Raw genomic sequence first — 17,741 nt, forward strand, 5'->3', positions numbered from 1 at the left:
AGCGCGGAAACCCAAGCTCCATCCACCACCACGAAGGAATCCATTGAGACGCGCAAAGATCGTTTCGACGCTCGGACCGGCAACGTCGGACTACGAGACCGTCAAGGAGATCATCGAAGCGGGCGTCGACGTCGCCCGCCTCAACCTCAGCCACGGTGACTACAGCGTCCACGAGGCCAACTACGTCAACGTCCGTCGTGCCGCCGAAGAACTCGGCAAGCCCGTCGCGATCCTCGTCGACCTGCAGGGTCCGAAGATCCGTCTGGCACGCTTCGCCGACGGCCCGCACGACCTCGCGGTCGGTGACATCTTCACCATCACGACCGAGGACGTCCCCGGTTCGAAGGAGATCTGCGGCACGACGTTCAAGGGCCTGCCGCAGGACGTCAAGCCCGGCGACCCGCTGCTCATCGACGACGGCCGTGTCCGCCTCCGTGTCCTCGACACCGACGGCGTTCGGGTCCGCACCGAGGTCGTCGTCCCCGGCACGGTGTCCAACAACAAGGGCATCAACCTGCCCGGTGTCGCCGTCAACGTCCCCGCGCTGAGCGAGAAGGACGAGGCCGACCTGCGCTGGGCGATCCGCCAGGGCGCCGACCTCATCGCGCTGTCGTTCGTGCGCAACGCGAGCGACGTCGTGCGTGCCCACGAGATCATGGACGAAGAGGGCAAGCGCCTGCCGGTCATCGCCAAGGTCGAGAAGCCCCAGGCCGTCGACGCGCTCGAGGAGATCATCGACGCCTTCGACAGCATCATGGTCGCCCGCGGTGACCTCGGCGTCGAGCTCCCGCTCGAGGCCGTCCCGATCGTGCAGAAGCGCGCCGTCGAGCTGTCCCGCCGCATGGCGAAGCCGGTCATCGTCGCGACGCAGATGCTCGAGTCGATGATCTCGTCGCCGATCCCCACCCGCGCCGAGACCTCCGACGTCGCGAACGCCGTCCTCGACGGTGCCGACGCGGTCATGCTGTCCGGTGAGACGAGCGTCGGTGAGTACCCGGTGCAGACCGTCCGCACCATGGCCCGCATCGTCGAGTCCACCGAGGACCACGGTCTCGAGCGCATCGCCCCGCTCGGCACCAAGCCGCGCACCCTCGGCGGTGCGATCACCCTCGCCGCCGTCGAGATCGCCGAGTTCACCGAGGCGTCGTACCTCTGCGTCTTCACCGAGTCCGGTGACTCGGCCCGCCGCATGTCGCGCCTGCGCCACGGTCTGCCGATCATCGCCTTCACCCCGAACGAGGCCACGCGCCGCCGGATGGCCCTCACCTGGGGTGTCCGTTCGTTCCTGGTGGAGCGGAAGACCCACACCGACGAGCTCTTCTCGCAGGTGGACGACGTCCTCCTCGAGAACGGCCTGGCCGCTCCCGGCGACCGCGTCATCGTGACGGCCGGGTCCCCTCCCGGCATCGAGGGCTCGACGAACGACCTGCGCGTGCACCGGGTGGGCGACGCCCACGCCGAGGCCGCCCCGGCCTACGTCCGGGACTGATCCGAGGGATCCGTCGCCACCAGGGCGCGGACTGGAGGCCCGGTGCGCGCAGCGCCGACCGCTTCCGGTCCGCGCCCTGCCGTGTCTCCACGGCCCTGGTGGTGACCGGACGTCGGCCGCAGGCGGCAGGATGGTCGCTGTGAGCCTCCGATCCGACACCCCGGCGCCGCGCGCCGACGTCCGCCGCTGGCGTCGCTACCTGGCCGACGAACGTGCCGAGGCGGCCGTGTACCGCAATCTCGCTGCCCGCCGTTCCGGCGAGGAGCGCGAGATCCTCGCCGCGCTGGCCGAGGCCGAGGGACGCCACGCCGACCACTGGCTCGACCTGCTCGGCGACGACGTCGGACGGCCGCAGCGGGGGAGCCTTCGCACCCGGGTGCTCGCCGTGCTGGCCAAGCGGTTCGGGTCGGTCTTCGTCCTCGCGCTCATGCAGCGCGCCGAGGACCGCTCGCCGTACGCCGACGACTCCGACGCGACCGCGCGGATGGCCGCCGACGAGCGGATCCACGGCGAGGTCGTGCGCGGGCTCGCGAACCGGGGCCGCATGCGGCTGTCCGGTACGTTCCGGGCGGCGGTGTTCGGCGCGAACGACGGCCTGGTGTCCAACCTGGCGCTCATCATCGGCATCAGTGCCTCCGGGGCCGACCGGCACTTCGTGCTGCTGAGCGGCATCGCCGGCCTGCTCGCCGGCGCGTTGTCGATGGGGGCGGGGGAGTACGTCTCCGTCCGGTCGCAGCGCGAACTGCTCGAGGCGTCCGCGCCGCACCCCGAGGCCGGCAAGGTGGTGTCGGACCTCGACGTCGACGCGAACGAGCTCGCGCTGGTGTACCGCGCGCGCGGGATGTCCGAGGCCGAGGCGACCGAGCACGCCGCGCAGGTGCTGTCCGGCATCGGCGAGCGGCGGCCGGCGACCGGTTCGACCGCGGTCGCGGACGACCACGAGGCGGTCGGCACCGGGCTGAGCGCCGCGGTGTCGAGCTTCTGCTTCTTCGCGTCGGGCGCGATCATCCCGGTGCTGCCGTTCCTGTTCGGCATGCAGGGGTGGCCGGCGATCGCAGTGGCCGGCGGGCTGGTGGGCATCGCCCTGCTCGGCACCGGTGCGGTCGTCGGCGTGCTGAGCGGAGCGTCCCCGGGCAAGCGCGCCTTCCGGCAGCTCGCCATCGGGTTCGGTGCGGCGATCGTCACCTACGCGCTCGGGCTGCTCTTCGGCACCGGGTCGGCCTAGCGGCGGACGGCGGCGCGCGGCGGCAAGAGCAGCAGGGTCGCGGCCCCGACGACGATGAGCGCGATGCCGGCGAAGACCATGAAGACGGTCAGCGCGAGTCCGGGCGCGACGAGCACGACGATGCCCCCGATGATCGACAGCACGCCGCTGACGACCGTCGGGACGCGTGACGACCCCGGGTGGCCGACCAAGCCGCCGACGATCGCGGCGACCCCCTCGATCAGGAACCCGACCCCGGCGAGCACGGCGTAGACGACGAGCGGGATCGCCGGGTCGAGCAGGGTCACGAGCCCCGCGACCGCGACCAGGCCGCCGACGATGCCGGACGTCCACCGCCACACCGGCCGGGTGCCGTGCCCACGCACCGCGGCGAAGACGCGGAGCGCTCCGGCCACGACGAGGTACACGCCGAACAGCAGCGCCACGAGCACGAGCGACGGGCGGGGCCAGACGATGGCCACGATGCCCAGTGCGATGGCGACGACGGCGGTGACGACGACGAACACCCGGAACGTCCTGACGGCACGAGAATCCACGAGCGCTCCTCCCTGATCGCCAGCGCTGGTGTCCAGCACGCTACCCGTCGGAGCCCCGGACCGTGCAACGACCTGCAACTCCCGCGGTCGTACCGTGCGGAGCAGGCGCGCGACCCGTGCGCCCCGACAGCGTCGTCGAAAGGGCACCACCATGACCATCGCACCCTCGCCCACCAGCTACGCCGCACCCGGCGAGCCCGGCTCCCTGGTCGAGTACCGATCCCGGTACGACCACTTCATCGGCGGCGAGTACGTGCCGTCTGCCAGCGGGCAGTACTTCGAGAACCCCACCCCCGTCACGGGCAAGGTGTTCACCGAGGTGGCCCGCGGTGACTCCACGGACGTCGACCGGGCCGTCGCCGCCGGATGGAAGGCGTTCCCGGCCTGGGGACGGACGAGCGCGGCTGAACGTGCCGTCATCCTCAACAAGATCGCGGACCGCATGGAGGAGCACCTCGAGATGCTCGCCGTCGCCGAGACGTGGGAGAACGGCAAGCCGATCCGCGAGACCCTCGGCGCCGACATCCCGCTCGCGATCGACCACTTCCGGTACTTCGCCGGGGCGATCCGCGCACAGGAGGGCTCCGCCGGCGAGATCGACCACGACACCGTGGCCTACCACTTCCACGAGCCGCTCGGCGTGGTCGGGCAGATCATCCCCTGGAACTTCCCGATCCTGATGGCGGTGTGGAAGCTCGCACCGGCCCTCGCCGCCGGCAACTGCGTCGTGCTGAAGCCCGCCGAGCAGACCCCGGCGTCCATCCACGTGCTCGTCGAACTCATCCGCGACCTGCTGCCCGCCGGGGTGCTCAACGTCGTCAACGGCTTCGGCATCGAGGTCGGCGCACCGCTCGCGCAGCACCCCGACATCCGGAAGATCGCCTTCACGGGGGAGACCACGACCGGGCGGCTGATCATGCAGTACGCCTCGCAGAGCCTCATCCCGGTGACGCTCGAGCTGGGCGGCAAGAGCCCGAACGTGTTCTTCCCCGACGTGGCGGCCGAGAAGGACTCCTTCTACGACAAGGCGCTCGAGGGCTTCACGTTCTTCAACCTGAACCAGGGCGAGGTCTGCACGTGTCCGTCGCGGGCACTCGTGGCGAAGGAGATCTACGACGGGTTCGTCGCCGACGGCCTGGAACGCGTCCGTGCCGTCAAGCAGGGACACCCGCTCGACCTGTCGACGATGATCGGTGCCCAGGCGTCCAACGACCAGCTCGAGAAGATCCTGAGCTACATCGACATCGGCAAGCAGGAGGGCGCGAAGCTCCTGACCGGTGGCGAGCGCGCCGATCTGGGCGGCGAACTCTCCGGCGGCTACTACGTCACGCCGACGGTGTTCGAGGGCGACAACTCGATGCGGATCTTCCAGGAGGAGATCTTCGGGCCCGTGCTCGCCCTGACGTCCTTCAGCGGCTACGACGACGCGATCGCCACGGCCAACGACACCCTGTACGGGCTCGGCGCCGGGGTGTGGAGCCGGGACGTCACGACCCTGTACCGCGCCGGACGTGACATCCAGGCCGGGCGCGTGTGGTCGAACACGTACCACCAGTACCCGGCGGGTGCGGCCTTCGGCGGCTACAAGCAGTCCGGCATCGGGCGCGAGAACCACAAGATGATGCTCGACCACTACCAGCAGACGAAGAACCTGCTCGTCTCCTACGCAGATGGACCGATGGGCTTCTTCTGATGCCCGACACCGCACGCGTCGCGGTGACGCCGGCGGCGGGGGAGCTCCTGCACACCCTCACCGCCCGGCACGGCCCGCTGATGTTCCACCAGTCCGGCGGCTGCTGCGACGGTTCGAGCCCGATGTGCTACCCCGTCGGCATGTTCCGGACCGGTCCGGGGGACGTCCTGCTCGGCGCGTTGCAGGTGGACGGCCTCGAGCCGGTCGAGGTCTACATGTCGGTGTCGCAGTTCGAGTACTGGAAGTACACGCACCTGACGATCGACGTGGTCGACGGTCGGGGCGGCGGGTTCTCGGTCGAGGTCCCGGAGGGCAAGCGGTTCCTCACCCGGTCGCGGATGTTCGACGACGCCGAGCTCGCCGATCTCGGCCTGGTCCCGCGGGGGGCCCGGACGTAGGCTGACCGCACGCGTCGCGACGGAGCGGCGGGTGGGGTCGATCGGAGGACGCATGCGCGCACCCGGTCCGCTCCGCCCGCTCGTCGCCGCGTCGTGGCAGCGGTCCGCCCGGGTCGATCCCGACGCGACCCCCGTCCTCGCCCTCGGCGACGACGAACTCGACGCCGTCCAGCACGACGGCCCCCTCGCCACCCTGCTGCCGGTGGTCCGCCAGCTGCTGCTCGACGACTCCCGCTCGGCCGGGTGCGTCGTCGCCGTCGCGGACGCCGCGGGCCGTCTCGTCTGGGTCGACGGCGCCCGCTCCACGCGTCGCGCGGCCGAGGACATGGGCTTCGTCCCCGGGGCCGACTGGTCGGAGGACCGCGTGGGCACCAGCGCGCCCGGCACGGCACTGCGCCTCGACCGTCCGGTGCAGATCCGGTCCGACGAGCACTACGCGAACGCCGTCAAGCCGTTCTCGTGCACGGCCGTCCCGGTCCACGACGTGAGCGGTGCCACCGTCGGGGTGCTCGACCTGACGGGCGACGACCGCGCCGTCGAGCGGCACACGCTGTCGCTGCTCGCCGCCACGGTCGCCGCCGCCGAGGCCCAGCTCGCCCTCGCCGCGGTCCGCCCACGCGCGCGGACCCCCCGCGTGCCGTCGGCCGAGCTCACCGTGCTCGGGACCGACACCGCCGTGCTCCGGATCGCCGACCGCCGGGTCGAGCTGTCTGCGCGGCACTCCGAACTGCTCGTCGTGCTCGCCGCGCACCCCGACGGCCTCGCGGCGACCGACCTCGCCGCCGCCGTCTACGGTGATCCGGGCGCGGTCGTCACGCTGCGCGCCGAGGTCGTCCGGCTGCGCCGGGTCCTCGCGCAGCACGCGCCGGACGTGACCGTGACGTCGCGGCCGTACCGGGTGACCGGGGTCCGGACCGACGTCGACGGCGTGCTGTCCGCGCTCGAACGCGGGGCGCGCCTCCAGGCCGTCGACCGGTACGCCGGACCGGTCCTGCCGGGCTCCGCCGCACCCGGCGTCGACGCGGTGCGTGACCTGGTGCGGCTGCGGTTCCGGGAGTCGGTCGTCGCCGACGGCGGCGTCGACGCCCTGCTCGCGTGGGCGCGCACACCGGACGGTGCGACCGACGCGCTCGTGCTGCGCGCGCTGCTCGCGGTGCTGCCGCGGCGGTCGCCGCGACGGGCCGGTCTCGTGGCGGCGATCGAGGCGCTCGAGGGCTCCTGAGACGGTCGACGACGGGCCGGGAGGCGCGGGTCGGGCTGGTAGTGTTGGCCTCCTCGCGAGTGTGGTGGAATCGGCAGACACGGGGCACTCAAAATGCTCTGCCTCACGGCGTGCGGGTTCAAGTCCCGCCACTCGTACCAAGCATCGATCTGCGACTGATCGATCTGCGTGGTCTGGGATACGGCACTTCCGTCGTCTAGTAGGCTTTCGTCCGTGAGTGACACAGAAGCAACAGCACCAGCACCCCGTCGCGTCGTCGTCGCCGAGGACGAGTCGCTCATCCGCCTCGACATCGTGGAGATCCTCCGCGACAACGGGTTCGACGTGGTCGGTGAAGCCGGTGACGGTGAGACCGCCGTCCAGCTCGCGACCGACCTCCGCCCCGACCTCGTCGTGATGGACGTCAAGATGCCCCAGCTCGACGGCATCTCCGCAGCCGAGAAGCTGTCCAAGAACCACATCGCGCCCGTCGTCCTGCTGACCGCGTTCAGCCAGAAGGACCTCGTCGAGCGTGCCACCGAGGCCGGCGCGCTGGCCTACGTGGTCAAGCCCTTCACCCCGAACGACCTGCTCCCCGCGATCGAGATCGCCCTCTCGCGGTACCAGCAGATCATCACGCTCGAAGCCGAGGTCGCCGACCTCGTCGAGCGCTTCGAGACCCGCAAGCTCGTCGACCGCGCCAAGGGCCTGCTGAACGAGAAGATGGGCCTCACCGAGCCCGAGGCGTTCCGCTGGATCCAGAAGGCCTCGATGGACCGCCGCCTGACCATGCACGACGTCGCGAAGGCGATCATCGAGCAGCTCAGCGCCAAGAAGTAGTCCAGCGCACCACCGTCGCTCACGGAACGCCGCCGGACCCCCTGGGGTCGGCGGCGTTCCTGCGTCCGGGGGCGGGGCGTGTGCCGCGACCACCTGGCAGGCTGGAGGCATGGACGACGTGGTGATCCGGGCCTCCCGGCCTGACGACATGCCTGCGGTGGCCGACCTGCGGTGGCGGTGGAGCGTCGACGAGGACGGCCGCTCGCCGGTGCAGACGCCGGAGGAGTACCGCAGGGCGATGACGGACTTCGCCGCCCGCCACCGGGAGTCGCACCGGTGCGTGGTCGCCGAGCGGGACGGTGTGGTGCTCGGCATGGCGTGGCTGGCGGTCCACCCGCGACCGCCGGCGCCGCACGTCGACGGTGACCGGTTCGCCGCTGAACTGCAGACGGTCTACGTGCACCCGGAGCTGCGGGGTTCCGGCGTCGCCGGACGACTCGTCACGGCCCTGCTCGAGCTCGCCGACGAGCTCGGCGTGGAGCGGACGTCGGTGCACTCGAGCGTGGACGGCGAGCGTCTCTACCGGAGGCTCGGGTTCGGCGACGCCCGCCTGCTGCTGCAGCGGCCGCCGGAGGACTGAGCCGTCGGTCCGTCGGTCAGCGACGCTCGCGGATCATGTTCGTGATCCGCACGGTGGAGCACCGGCGACCCTGGTCGTCGGTCAGGACGATCTCGTGGGTGGTGAGCGTGCCGCCCAGGTGGATGGCGGTGCACGTGCCCGTGACGATGCCACTCGTGGCGCTGCGGGAGTGCGAGGCGCTGAGCTCGATGCCGACGGCGTAGCGGCCGGGCCCGGCGTGCACGTTCGCGGCCATCGAACCGAGGCTCTCCGCGAGGACGACGTAGGCGCCGCCGTGCAGCAGGCCGACCGGCTGGCGGTTGCCCTCGACGGGGATCGAACCGACCGCGCGCTCGGCCGAGAGCTCGGTGATGACCATGCCCATCTTCTCGGCCAGCTCGCCCATGCCGCGTTCGTCGAGGCGGGGATCGATCGTGGTCGATGCGGTGTCGTCGGTCACGGTCTGCGTCGACCTTCCGTGTCAGCGGGCGTCGGTAGGCTGTCCGGGTGTCGGACTCCGCAAAGCCTACCCTCATGGTCATCGACGGCCACTCGCTCGCCTTCCGGGCCTTCTACGCGCTGCCGGTCGACAGCTTCGTGAACCGCGAGGGGCAGCACACCAACGCGATCCACGGCTTCATCTCGATGCTGCTGATGCTCCTGCAGCGCGAGAAGCCCACCCACCTGGCGGTGGCGTTCGACATCTCCCGGTTCTCGTTCCGAACGCGTGAGTACGCCGAGTACAAGGGCACCCGCTCCGAGACCCCGGCCGAGTTCAAGGGCCAGATCCCGCTCCTGCAGCAGGCGCTCGAGGCGATGGGCATCACCACCGTCACGAAAGAGGACTACGAGGCCGACGACATCCTCGCGACCCTCTCCAAGCAGGGCGCCGACCAGGGCTTCACGGTCTACGTGGTCTCCGGTGACCGCGACTCGATCCAGCTCGTCAACGACGACGTCACGCTGCTCTACCCGTCCGTCCGCGGTGTCTCGGAACTCACCCGCTACGACCGCGACAAGGTCTACGAGCGCTACGGCATCGAGCCCCACCAGTACCCGGACATCGCCGCACTCGTCGGCGAGACCAGCGACAACCTGATCGGCATCGACAAGGTCGGCGAGAAGACGGCGGTCAAGTGGGTGACCCAGTACGGGTCGCTCGAGGGCGTCCTCGAGCACGCCGACGAGATCAAGGGCGTCGTCGGCAACAACCTGCGCGAGCAGCAGGACCGGGCGATCCGGAACCGCCGGCTCAACCGCCTGGTCACCGACGTCGAGCTGCCCGTCGGTCCCGCCGACGTCGCACTCCGCCCCGTCGACGAGACCGCGGTGCGCGAGCTCTTCGCCAAGCTGCAGTTCCGCACGCTGCTCGATCGCGTCTTCAAGGTCGCCGGGTCGGGCGACCCCGCCGAGCCCGCGGCCGAGGGTGCCGTCGCCGACGGCGCGCCGACCCCGCCGCCCGTCAAGACCCTGATCGACGAAGAGCTCGGCTACTGGCTCGAGCGCCGCAACGCGACCGAGGCGGCGAACGGCTACGGCGTCGCGGTCGAGGTCATCGACGGACGCCTCAGCGCCATCGGCATCGCGACCCACGACGACGCCGTGCTGGTACCGGGCGGCAGCGGCGCGAAGGACTACGAGCAGCTCTCGGCCTGGTTCGCCTCCGACGCGCCGAAGCACTTCCACGACGCCAAGGCCGCCATCAAGGTGCTCGGCACCGCCGGCTTCGTCGTGAACGGCATCGCCGGCGACGCGCGGATCATGGGGTGGCTCGCGCAGCCCGGCAAGCAGGGGCAGCCGCTGTCCGACCTCGTCTACCAAGAACTCGGCGAAGAACTGCCGACGGCCGACCCGAACCAGCTGGTCCCCGAGACCGACCCGGTCAACGTCGGGGTGCACGCGTGGTTCGTGCTCCGCGTCACCACGGCCCTGCGCGCCCGGATCGACGCGTCCTCGCTGCAGGTCCTCGACGACATCGAGCTGCCGCTCGTCTCGGTGCTCGCGGGCATGGAGACCATCGGCGTCGGCATCGACCGCCCGGTGCTCACCGGCCTGTCGAAGGAGCTGGGGGAGCGCGCCGCCGAACTCGCGCAGCAGGCCTTCGCCGAGATCGGGCACGAGGTCAACCTCGGGTCGCCGAAGCAGCTGCAGGAAGTCCTGTTCACCGAGCTCGCGATGCCGAAGACCCGCAAGACCAAGACCGGGTTCTCGACCGACGCCGCGAGCCTGGCCGACCTGCAGGAACAGCACCCGCACCCGTTCCTCGGTCTCCTGCTGCAGCACCGCGACGCCACGAAGCTCCGGCAGATCGTCGACACGCTCGACGCCGCCGTGGTCGACGGGCGCATCCACACCCGGTACGAGCAGACCGGCACGAGCACCGGCCGGGTCTCGTCGACCGACCCGAACCTGCAGAACATCCCGGTGAAGACGGCCGTCGGTCGCCGGATCCGGTCGGCGTTCGCGGTGGCCGAGCCGTACACGACGCTCGTCACCGCCGACTACTCGCAGATCGAGATGCGGATCATGGCGCACCTCTCCGGCGACCCGGGCCTGATCCAGGCCTTCAACGAGGGCGAGGACCTGCACCGCTTCGTCGGCGCCCGGGTGTTCGGCGTCGACCCGTCCGAGGTCTCCAACGAGATGCGCACCAAGGTCAAGGCGATGTCCTACGGCCTGGCCTACGGGTTGAGCGCCTTCGGTCTGTCGAAGCAGCTGCGCATCGAGCAGTCCGAGGCCCGCACCCTGATGACCGAGTACTTCGCCCGCTTCGGTGCGGTGCGCGACTACCTGCGCAACGTCGTCGAGCAGGCGCGCGAGGACGGCTACACCGAGACGATCTTCGGACGCCGCCGCCCGTTCCCCGACCTGAAGAGCCCGAACCGGGTCCTGCGCGAGAACGCCGAACGCGCCGCGCTGAACGCCCCGATCCAGGGTTCGGCCGCGGACATCATCAAGATCGCGATGCTCGGGGTCGCCGACGACCTGCGCGACGGCGAGCTGCAGTCGCACCTGCTGCTCCAGGTGCACGACGAGCTCATCCTCGAGGTCGCGCCCGGGGAGCAGGAGCGTGTCGAGGAGATCCTCCGCACCCGGATGGGCAGCGCCGCCGAGCTGAGCGTCCCGCTCGACGTCTCGGTCGGCGTGGGGCCGAACTGGGAGAGCGCCGCCCACTGACCCGGGCGGCCCGGGGGCCCTGTCGACCCGAGGGTCGGTAGGGTCGGGGCATGAGCGAAGAGCGTCCTGTCCGCCAGCCGTCCGCCGTCGACCGCGTCGCCGAGGACTGGGTCACCACCCTCGTCGACCTCGACCCCACGACCGCCACGTACATCGGCGTCCCGGGGCGCACGGGGGAGTACGGCGACACCTCGCCCGCCGGTGCCGCCGCGATGGCCGAGGCCGCGCGCGGTGCGAAGCGTGCGCTCGACGCTGCTCCCGCCGTCGACTCCGTGGACCAGGTGACGAAGGCCGACCTCGGCGCCGAGCTGGACCTGATCCAGGAGTCGTACGAGCGCAAGCTGCACCTCCGCGACCTCAACGTCATCGCGAGCCCGGCGCAGTCGGTCCGCGAGATCATCGACCTGATGCCGACCGCGACCGAGGGTGACTGGCAGGACATCGCGAGCCGGCTGCACGCGCTGCCCGACGCGCTCGAGGGCATCCGCGAGACCCTGCTCGAGGGCACCCGCGAGGACGTCACCCCGGCGAAGCGCCAGGTCGCGCTCATCGCCGAGCAGGCGGCGCGCACCGGCGCCGACGGCGGGATGTTCCGTCAGCTGGCCGACTCCGCCGCGTTCGAGGGCGACGTTCCCGTGCCGGAGGCGCTCCGAGCCGACCTGCACCGCGGTGCCGAGGTCGCCGCGGCGGCCTACCGCTCGTTCGGACAGTTCCTGGAGCACGAGCTGCTGCCGCTCGCCACCCCCGTCGACGCCGTCGGTCGCGAGGCCTACGAGCTGCACTCGCGCCGGTTCCTCGGGGCGGTCGTCGACCTCGACGAGACGTACGAGTGGGGCCTCGAGGAACTCGCGCGCATGCGGGACGAGCAGGAGCGCATCGCCGACCGCATCGAGTCCGGTGCGAGCGTCGCCCGTGCGATCGAGGTGCTCGACACCGACCCGTCCCGGATCCTGCACGGCACCGACGCGCTGCAGCGGTGGATGCAGGAGACGAGCGACGCGTCGATCGCCGCCATGGCCGGGACCTACTTCGACATCCCGGACCCGATCCGTCGCCTGGAGTGCCGGATCGCCCCGACCCAGGAGGGCGGCATCTACTACAGCGGCCCCTCCGACGACTTCTCCCGTGCCGGCCGCATGTGGTGGTCCGTGCCCGAGGGCGTCACCGAGTTCGGCACCTGGCGCGAGAAGACGACGGTCTACCACGAGGGTGTCCCCGGACACCACCTGCAGATCAGCCAGGGCGTCTACAACCGCGGCGAGCTGAACACGTGGCGCCGGCAGCTGTCCGGGTCGTCCGGGCACGTCGAGGGCTGGGCGCTGTACGCCGAACGGCTGATGGAGCAGCTCGGGTTCCTCGACGACGACGGCGACCGGCTCGGCATGCTCGACGGGCAGCGGATGCGTGCGGCCCGCGTCGTGCTCGACATCGGCGTGCACCTGCAGAAGACGAACCCCGACGGCGGCGGCTGGACGTGGGAGTACGCGCTCGACTTCATGGGGCAGAACGTGAACATGGACCCGGCGTTCGTCCGGTTCGAGGTCGCCCGGTACTTCGGGTGGCCGGGCCAGGCCCCCTCGTACAAGGTGGGTCAGCGCGTCTGGGAGTCCATCCGCGACGAGGTCGCCGCCCGCGAGGGAGCCGACTTCGACCTGAAGGCGTTCCACCACCGTGCGCTCTCGCTCGGCGGCATCGGGCTCGACACCCTGCGGACCGCGCTGGTCGGGTGACGCGCCGTCGACACGCCCGGTTGTGGGGCCTCCGCCGGTGCGGTTAGACTTGTGCGGCGCAATCCGCGCCACTCAATCAATCGCCACGGCGGTGCACCACGGGGGCCGAGTCCCCGCACGCCATGGCCCGACTCATGTCCGTTCGGAGCAATCTCTACATGACAACCACTACGACCAAGGCTCCTAAGCAGGTCGCCGTCAACGACATCGGTTCGGCTGATGACTTCCTGGCCGAGGTCGAGAAGACCCTGAAGTTCTTCAACGACGGTGATCTCATCTCCGGCACCGTCGTGAAGATCGACCGCGACGAGGTCCTCCTCGACGTCGGTTACAAGACCGAGGGCGTCATCCCCTCGCGCGAGCTCTCGATCAAGCACGACGTCGACCCCAACGAGGTCGTCGAGGTCGGCGACGAGGTCGAGGCCCTGGTTCTCCAGAAGGAGGACAAGGAAGGCCGCCTCATCCTGTCGAAGAAGCGCGCGCAGTACGAGCGTGCGTGGGGCGACGTCGAGAAGATCAAGGAGTCCGACGGCGTCGTGACCGGGACGGTCATCGAGGTCGTCAAGGGCGGTCTCATCGTCGACATCGGCCTCCGTGGCTTCCTCCCCGCCTCGCTCATCGAGCTCCGTCGTGTCCGCGACCTGACGCCGTACCTCGGCCAGGAGATCGAGGCGAAGATCCTCGAGCTCGACAAGAACCGCAACAACGTGGTCCTGTCGCGCCGTGCGCTCCTCGAGCAGACGCAGTCCGAGTCCCGGACGACGTTCCTCAACAACCTCCACAAGGGCCAGGTCCGCAAGGGCATCGTGTCCTCGATCGTCAACTTCGGTGCGTTCGTGGACCTCGGTGGCGTCGACGGTCTCGTCCACGTCTCCGAGCTCAGCTGGAAGCACATCGAGCACGCCAGCGAGGTCGTCGAGGTCGGTCAGGAAGTCACCGTCGAGATCCTCGAGGTCGACCTGGACCGCGAGCGCGTGTCGCTCTCGCTCAAGGCGACGCAGGAGGACCCGTGGCAGGTCTTCGCCCGCACCCACGCGATCGGTCAGATCGCACCGGGCAAGGTCACGAAGCTCGTCCCGTTCGGTGCCTTCGTCCGCGTTGCCGACGGCATCGAGGGCCTCGTGCACATCTCGGAGCTCTCGAACAAGCACGTCGAGCTCGCCGAGCAGGTCGTGTCGGTCAACGACGAGGTCTTCGTCAAGATCATCGACATCGACCTCGACCGTCGCCGCATCTCGCTCAGCCTCAAGCAGGCGAACGAGGGCGTCGACCCGGAGAGCGACGAGTTCGACCCGGCGCTCTACGGCATGCCGACCGAGTACGACGACAAGGGTGACTACAAGTACCCCGAGGGCTTCGACCCGGAGACCAACGAGTGGCTCGAGGGCTACGACACGCAGCGCACCGAGTGGGAGGGCCAGTACGCGGCCGCCCAGGGGCGTTGGGAAGCCCACAAGGCGCAGGTCGCGAAGACCATCGCCGACGAGGCGCAGGGTGGCTTCGACCTCCCGGCCACGGCTTCCTCGTCGTCGTCGACCTCGTCGTTCGCCGGCGAGACGGGTGGCGCGAGCCCCCTGGCCGACGACGCGTCGCTCGCTGCACTCCGCGAGAAGCTCAGCTCGACCAACAACTGATCGAGCGGTTCGTCCCGACCGGAAGCCCGGCACCCCTGACAGGGTGCCGGGCTTCCGGCGTTTCCGGGCATCGGGGTCGTTACCCTGTTGCCGTGCACATCATCGGACTCACGGGCGGCATCGCCGCGGGCAAGTCGACGGTCTCCCGGCGCTGGGCCGAGCACGGGGCCGTCGTCGTCGACGCCGACCGACTGGCGCGGGACGCCGTGGCACCGGGCAGCCCGGGCCTGGCACAGGTCGCCGAGCGGTTCGGTCCGTCGGTGATCGCCGCCGACGGTTCGCTCGACCGGCCGGCGCTCGGGTCGATCGTGTTCGCGGACCCCGCGGCGCGGAAGGACCTCGAAGCCATCACGCACCCCGAGGTCTGGCGGCTCGCGCAGCAGGCGTTCGACGCCGCCGAGGCCGCCGACCCCGACGCTGTGGTGGTCTACGACGTGCCGTTGCTCGCCGAGGCTCGCGGCTCGCGTCCGCTCCGGTTCGACGCGGTCGTGGTGGTCGACGCCCCCGCGGCGCAGCGCATCGAACGGCTCGTCGCGCACCGCGGGATGCCCCGTGACGAGGCCGAGCGCCGCGTCGCCGCCCAGGCGAGCGATGCCGATCGTCTCGCCCTCGCCGACCACGTCGTCGACGCCACCGGGACGCTCGAGCAGACGATCCACTCCGCTGACGAGGTGTGGGCGCGGATCACTCCATGAACCACCGCCTGGTGCTGATCCTCGCCGCGCTCGTCCTCGTGGCGATCGGGGCCGCCTCGCTCGTCGCCGCGAACGTCCTCGGTGCCCAGCGAGTGGCGGACAACGGCCGCGTCGCGGTGCACGAACGGCCGTCGGGTGACGAACACGGGCCCGAGGGGGAGTTCCACCGGTTCCGGCTCGGAACCGTGAACGGTGAGCGGCTCACCCCGAACCGCGACGACTTCGCCGCGCGCACCTCGGCTGACGGTCCGCTCCTGCTGTTCCTGCCGGCGACCCGATCCCGTCCGGCGGAGTACCAGCGCTTCCTCGGAGCAGCCCTGGCCGACGGGTACCACGTGCTCGGCCTCGACTACTGGAACCTCGGCCGCACCCTGTCCGGCACGTGTGAAGCGAACGCACGCTGCTACGGCATGGTGCAGCGGAACCGCTTCGACGGCACGCGGCCCTCGGCGTTCAGCGCGGTCAGTCCGGCCGGGTCGATCGTCTCGCGCTTCCGGGACGCCGTCGCGTACCTCGACGACCACGACCCCGACGGCGGCTGGGGGCGGTTCGTCCAGGGCGACGACCGCATCGTCTGGGACGACATCGTCGTGGCCGGGCACTCGCAGGGCGGCGGAGAGGCGGCGTACATCGCCCACATCCGCAGTGTCCACGGCGCGCTGATGTTCTCGTCACCCGTCGAGTCCCGCGGGCCGGCACACGCAGCGTGGATGGACCGCCCGGGCCGGACACCGGTGGACCGGATGTACGCCATCGACGACGTCCGTGACACGTTCGGCCCCCGCATCACCGGTTCGTGGGACGTCCTCGGGCTGAGCGGTGTGTCCGGGCCGTTCGAGACGGACACCGCACCGCCCGTCGCCGGAGCGGACCCGCACGCGATCCTCACCGACCTCGGCGGCGAGGGCAAGGCACACTCCCTGATCATCAAGGACTCGACGCCGCTCACCCGCGACGGCGTCCCCCGGATGCTCCCGCTGTGGCAGTGGATGCTGCACCGGTTCTCCACAGATCCCGCTCTTCCCTCCGACCGCTCATAGCGTCGCGCAATAGCCTTCCTGCGTGCAGCCCGTTCGTGATGAACCCGACCTGCGCTCGCTCATCCGGGCCCGTGCGGCCGACGGGGGCGTGCGCCACTTCCTCGAGGACGCCCGCTCCGAGCGCGTCCTCACGTACCGTGCGCTCGACGACGCGGTGACCGCGTGGTCGCGGACCTTCGACGCGATCGGCATCGCCCCGTCGGGTGCCGTCCTGGTCGACGTGGGTGACCCGCTCGCGTTCGCGGTCGTGCACCTGAGCGCCGTCGCCGCAGGTCGCCGGGCGATCCCCGTCGACACCGGCCAGCCGGCCACCGAGCCCGGCCGTCTCGCCGACCTGATCGGCGGCGCGTCCATCGTCGTGTCGGACCGCGCGGTGGACGGGACCGTCCCCGGGGCACCGGCGAGCGGGATCGACCCGGCCACGTTCCTCCCGACCGCCGTCCGTGACGGCGACCTGCCCGCCCACAGCCCGCACGCGCCGGGCCAGGGGTCCGTCGTGCTGTTCACCTCCGGTTCGACCGGCACGCCGAAGGGCGTCGAGCTGCCCGAGACGCAGCTGCTGTTCGTCGCCCGGGCCGTCGCACGGCACAACCGGCTCGTGCCGGACGACCGCGGGTTCAACTCCTTGCCGCTGTTCCACGTCAACGCCGAGGTGGTCGGACTGCTCGCGACCCTTGTCGCCGGCGCGACCCTCGTGCTCGACCGGCGCTTCCGTCGTACCGGGTTCTGGGACCTGCTCGCGGAACGACGGATCACCTGGCTGAACGCCGTCCCGGCCATCCTGGCCGTGCTGGCGAAGACCGGGCCGCTCGAGTTCCCGCCGGGCCTGCGGTTCGTGCGCAGCGCGTCGGCGCCGCTGCCGGATCCGGTGCGCGCCGCCCTCGGTGACGTGCCGCTCGTCGTGAGCTGGGGCATGACCGAAGGCGCCTCGCAGATCACGGCGACGCCGCTCGACGAACCGGCCCGGCCCGGTACCGTCGGGGTGCCGGTCGGCTCCGAGGTGCAGGTCCGCGGCGAGGACGGCTCGGTGCTGCCCGCCGGCGAGATCGGTGCGCTGTGGGTGCGGGGCGAGGGGATCGTCCGGGGCTACCTGGGTGGCCGCGCGTCCGAGCGGTTCGACGCCGATGGCTGGCTCCACACCGGTGACGTCGGGTCCGTCAGCACCGACGGCTGGGTGTCCCTGGCCGGACGCTCCGACGACGTCATCAACCGCGGTGGCGAGAAGGTCTACCCGTCCGAGGTCGAGGACGTCCTGCTCGGCGACCCACGCGTGCTCGAGGCGGTCGTCGTCGCCCGCCCGGACGACGTGCTCGGTGCCGTCCCGATCGCATACGTGATCCCGCAGCCCGACGAACCCGTCGACCACGCAGCCCTCGTGGCCGACCTCGTGGCCCGGGCCGAGGCACACCTGACCCGGTTCCGCCGACCGGTCGAGGTCATCGTCGTGCCGGACCTGCCGCGTGCGCCCACCGGCAAGGTGCAGCGCGCGAAGGTCCGGACCATGGCCCGACCATCGTGAACGGA

Annotated in this window: 15 protein-coding genes and 1 tRNA gene; 14 read left to right on the forward strand and 2 right to left on the reverse strand. The window is 71.0% G+C overall.

The window, feature by feature from the left end; genetic code table 11:
• Positions 1-43: 43 nt before the first annotated feature.
• On the forward strand, positions 44-1,489 hold the full coding sequence (gene pyk / locus DEJ21_RS02600) for a pyruvate kinase (RefSeq protein WP_017887208.1): 1,446 nt from the start codon (positions 44-46) through the stop codon (positions 1,487-1,489).
• Positions 1,490-1,619: 130 nt separating this feature from the next.
• Positions 1,620-2,714 (forward strand): VIT1/CCC1 transporter family protein, encoded by a 1,095-nt coding sequence (locus tag DEJ21_RS02605; RefSeq protein WP_111223618.1) that lies wholly within the window; start codon positions 1,620-1,622, stop codon positions 2,712-2,714.
• Here DEJ21_RS02605 and DEJ21_RS02610 read toward each other — a convergent pair.
• Entirely contained in the window at positions 2,711-3,250 is a 540-nt protein-coding gene (locus DEJ21_RS02610; RefSeq protein WP_181435756.1) for an HdeD family acid-resistance protein, read from the reverse strand. The two genes, DEJ21_RS02605 and DEJ21_RS02610, sit on opposite strands and share 4 nt — an antisense overlap.
• A gap of 151 nt (positions 3,251-3,401) precedes the next feature.
• On the opposite strand from DEJ21_RS02610, the gene DEJ21_RS02615 reads away from it, so the two are divergent.
• From DEJ21_RS02615 to DEJ21_RS02640, 6 genes are all read left to right on the forward strand, one after another.
• Positions 3,402-4,943 carry an aldehyde dehydrogenase family protein gene (locus DEJ21_RS02615; protein ID WP_071403735.1) on the forward strand — a complete coding sequence of 514 codons (1,542 nt, stop codon included), beginning with the start codon at positions 3,402-3,404 and terminating at the stop codon, positions 4,941-4,943.
• A complete protein-coding gene (locus DEJ21_RS02620) occupies positions 4,943-5,341 on the forward strand; it encodes a DUF779 domain-containing protein (protein WP_111223619.1) in 399 nt (132 codons plus the stop codon). Before DEJ21_RS02615 ends, DEJ21_RS02620 begins: the two co-directional genes overlap by 1 nt.
• Positions 5,342-5,393: 52 nt before the next feature.
• Positions 5,394-6,563, forward strand: a complete 1,170-nt coding sequence (locus DEJ21_RS02625) for a helix-turn-helix domain-containing protein (protein WP_111223620.1) — start codon at positions 5,394-5,396, stop codon at positions 6,561-6,563.
• Between the two features lie 55 nt (positions 6,564-6,618).
• Positions 6,619-6,703 (forward strand) — tRNA-Leu (locus DEJ21_RS02630).
• A 73-nt stretch (positions 6,704-6,776) separates the two neighbouring features.
• Positions 6,777-7,382: an ANTAR domain-containing response regulator gene (locus DEJ21_RS02635; RefSeq protein ID WP_017887240.1), complete on the forward strand. Its 606-nt coding sequence runs from the start codon at positions 6,777-6,779 to the stop codon at positions 7,380-7,382.
• Positions 7,383-7,491: 109 nt separating this feature from the next.
• On the forward strand, positions 7,492-7,962 hold the full coding sequence (locus DEJ21_RS02640) for a GNAT family N-acetyltransferase (RefSeq protein ID WP_111109880.1): 471 nt from the start codon (positions 7,492-7,494) through the stop codon (positions 7,960-7,962).
• 16 nt (positions 7,963-7,978) lie between these two features.
• On the opposite strand, the gene DEJ21_RS02645 is transcribed toward DEJ21_RS02640, so the two are convergent.
• Positions 7,979-8,347: a PaaI family thioesterase gene (locus tag DEJ21_RS02645; RefSeq protein ID WP_051596794.1), complete on the reverse strand. Its 369-nt coding sequence runs from the start codon at positions 8,345-8,347 to the stop codon at positions 7,979-7,981.
• A 128-nt stretch (positions 8,348-8,475) separates the two neighbouring features.
• Between DEJ21_RS02645 and polA the strand changes: the two genes are divergently transcribed.
• The 6 genes from polA (at position 8,476) to DEJ21_RS02675 (ending at position 17,736) form a co-directional block, all read left to right on the forward strand.
• The gene (gene polA, locus DEJ21_RS02650; RefSeq protein ID WP_258374848.1) at positions 8,476-11,118 is read left to right on the forward strand and encodes a DNA polymerase I; all 2,643 of its coding nucleotides are present in this window, start codon (positions 8,476-8,478) and stop codon (positions 11,116-11,118) included.
• Between the two features lie 50 nt (positions 11,119-11,168).
• Positions 11,169-12,848 carry a DUF885 domain-containing protein gene (locus DEJ21_RS02655; RefSeq protein ID WP_111223622.1) on the forward strand — a complete coding sequence of 560 codons (1,680 nt, stop codon included), beginning with the start codon at positions 11,169-11,171 and terminating at the stop codon, positions 12,846-12,848.
• Positions 12,849-13,006: 158 nt separating this feature from the next.
• Entirely contained in the window at positions 13,007-14,482 is a 1,476-nt protein-coding gene (gene rpsA / locus DEJ21_RS02660; RefSeq protein ID WP_111223623.1) for a 30S ribosomal protein S1, read from the forward strand.
• A 92-nt stretch (positions 14,483-14,574) separates the two neighbouring features.
• Entirely contained in the window at positions 14,575-15,177 is a 603-nt protein-coding gene (coaE, locus tag DEJ21_RS02665; RefSeq protein ID WP_111223624.1) for a dephospho-CoA kinase, read from the forward strand.
• Complete coding sequence (locus tag DEJ21_RS02670; protein ID WP_111223625.1) at positions 15,174-16,217, forward strand: hypothetical protein; 1,044 nt, start codon at positions 15,174-15,176, stop codon at positions 16,215-16,217. The genes coaE and DEJ21_RS02670 overlap by 4 nt, the downstream gene beginning before the upstream one ends.
• A gap of 22 nt (positions 16,218-16,239) precedes the next feature.
• Positions 16,240-17,736, forward strand: coding sequence for an AMP-binding protein (locus tag DEJ21_RS02675; RefSeq protein WP_111223626.1), 1,497 nt, complete (start codon positions 16,240-16,242; stop codon positions 17,734-17,736).
• Positions 17,737-17,741 lie beyond the last annotated feature (5 nt).

Source organism: Curtobacterium sp. MCSS17_006, from assembly GCF_003234215.1.
GTDB classification, from domain to species: domain Bacteria; phylum Actinomycetota; class Actinomycetes; order Actinomycetales; family Microbacteriaceae; genus Curtobacterium; species Curtobacterium flaccumfaciens.

Coding starts and splice junctions, on each gene's coding strand:
- DEJ21_RS02605 (WP_111223618.1), top strand. CDS start 1,620: ATGGTCGCTGTGAGCCTCCGATCCGACACCCCGGCGCCGCGCGCCGAC.
- DEJ21_RS02615 (WP_071403735.1), top strand. CDS start 3,402: ATGACCATCGCACCCTCGCCCACCAGCTACGCCGCACCCGGCGAGCCC.
- DEJ21_RS02620 (WP_111223619.1), top strand. CDS start 4,943: ATGCCCGACACCGCACGCGTCGCGGTGACGCCGGCGGCGGGGGAGCTC.
- DEJ21_RS02625 (WP_111223620.1), top strand. CDS start 5,394: ATGCGCGCACCCGGTCCGCTCCGCCCGCTCGTCGCCGCGTCGTGGCAG.
- DEJ21_RS02640 (WP_111109880.1), top strand. CDS start 7,492: ATGGACGACGTGGTGATCCGGGCCTCCCGGCCTGACGACATGCCTGCG.
- DEJ21_RS02645 (WP_051596794.1), bottom strand. CDS start 8,347: ATGGGCGAGCTGGCCGAGAAGATGGGCATGGTCATCACCGAGCTCTCG.
- polA (WP_258374848.1), top strand. CDS start 8,476: ATGGTCATCGACGGCCACTCGCTCGCCTTCCGGGCCTTCTACGCGCTG.
- DEJ21_RS02655 (WP_111223622.1), top strand. CDS start 11,169: ATGAGCGAAGAGCGTCCTGTCCGCCAGCCGTCCGCCGTCGACCGCGTC.
- rpsA (WP_111223623.1), top strand. CDS start 13,007: ATGACAACCACTACGACCAAGGCTCCTAAGCAGGTCGCCGTCAACGAC.
- DEJ21_RS02670 (WP_111223625.1), top strand. CDS start 15,174: ATGAACCACCGCCTGGTGCTGATCCTCGCCGCGCTCGTCCTCGTGGCG.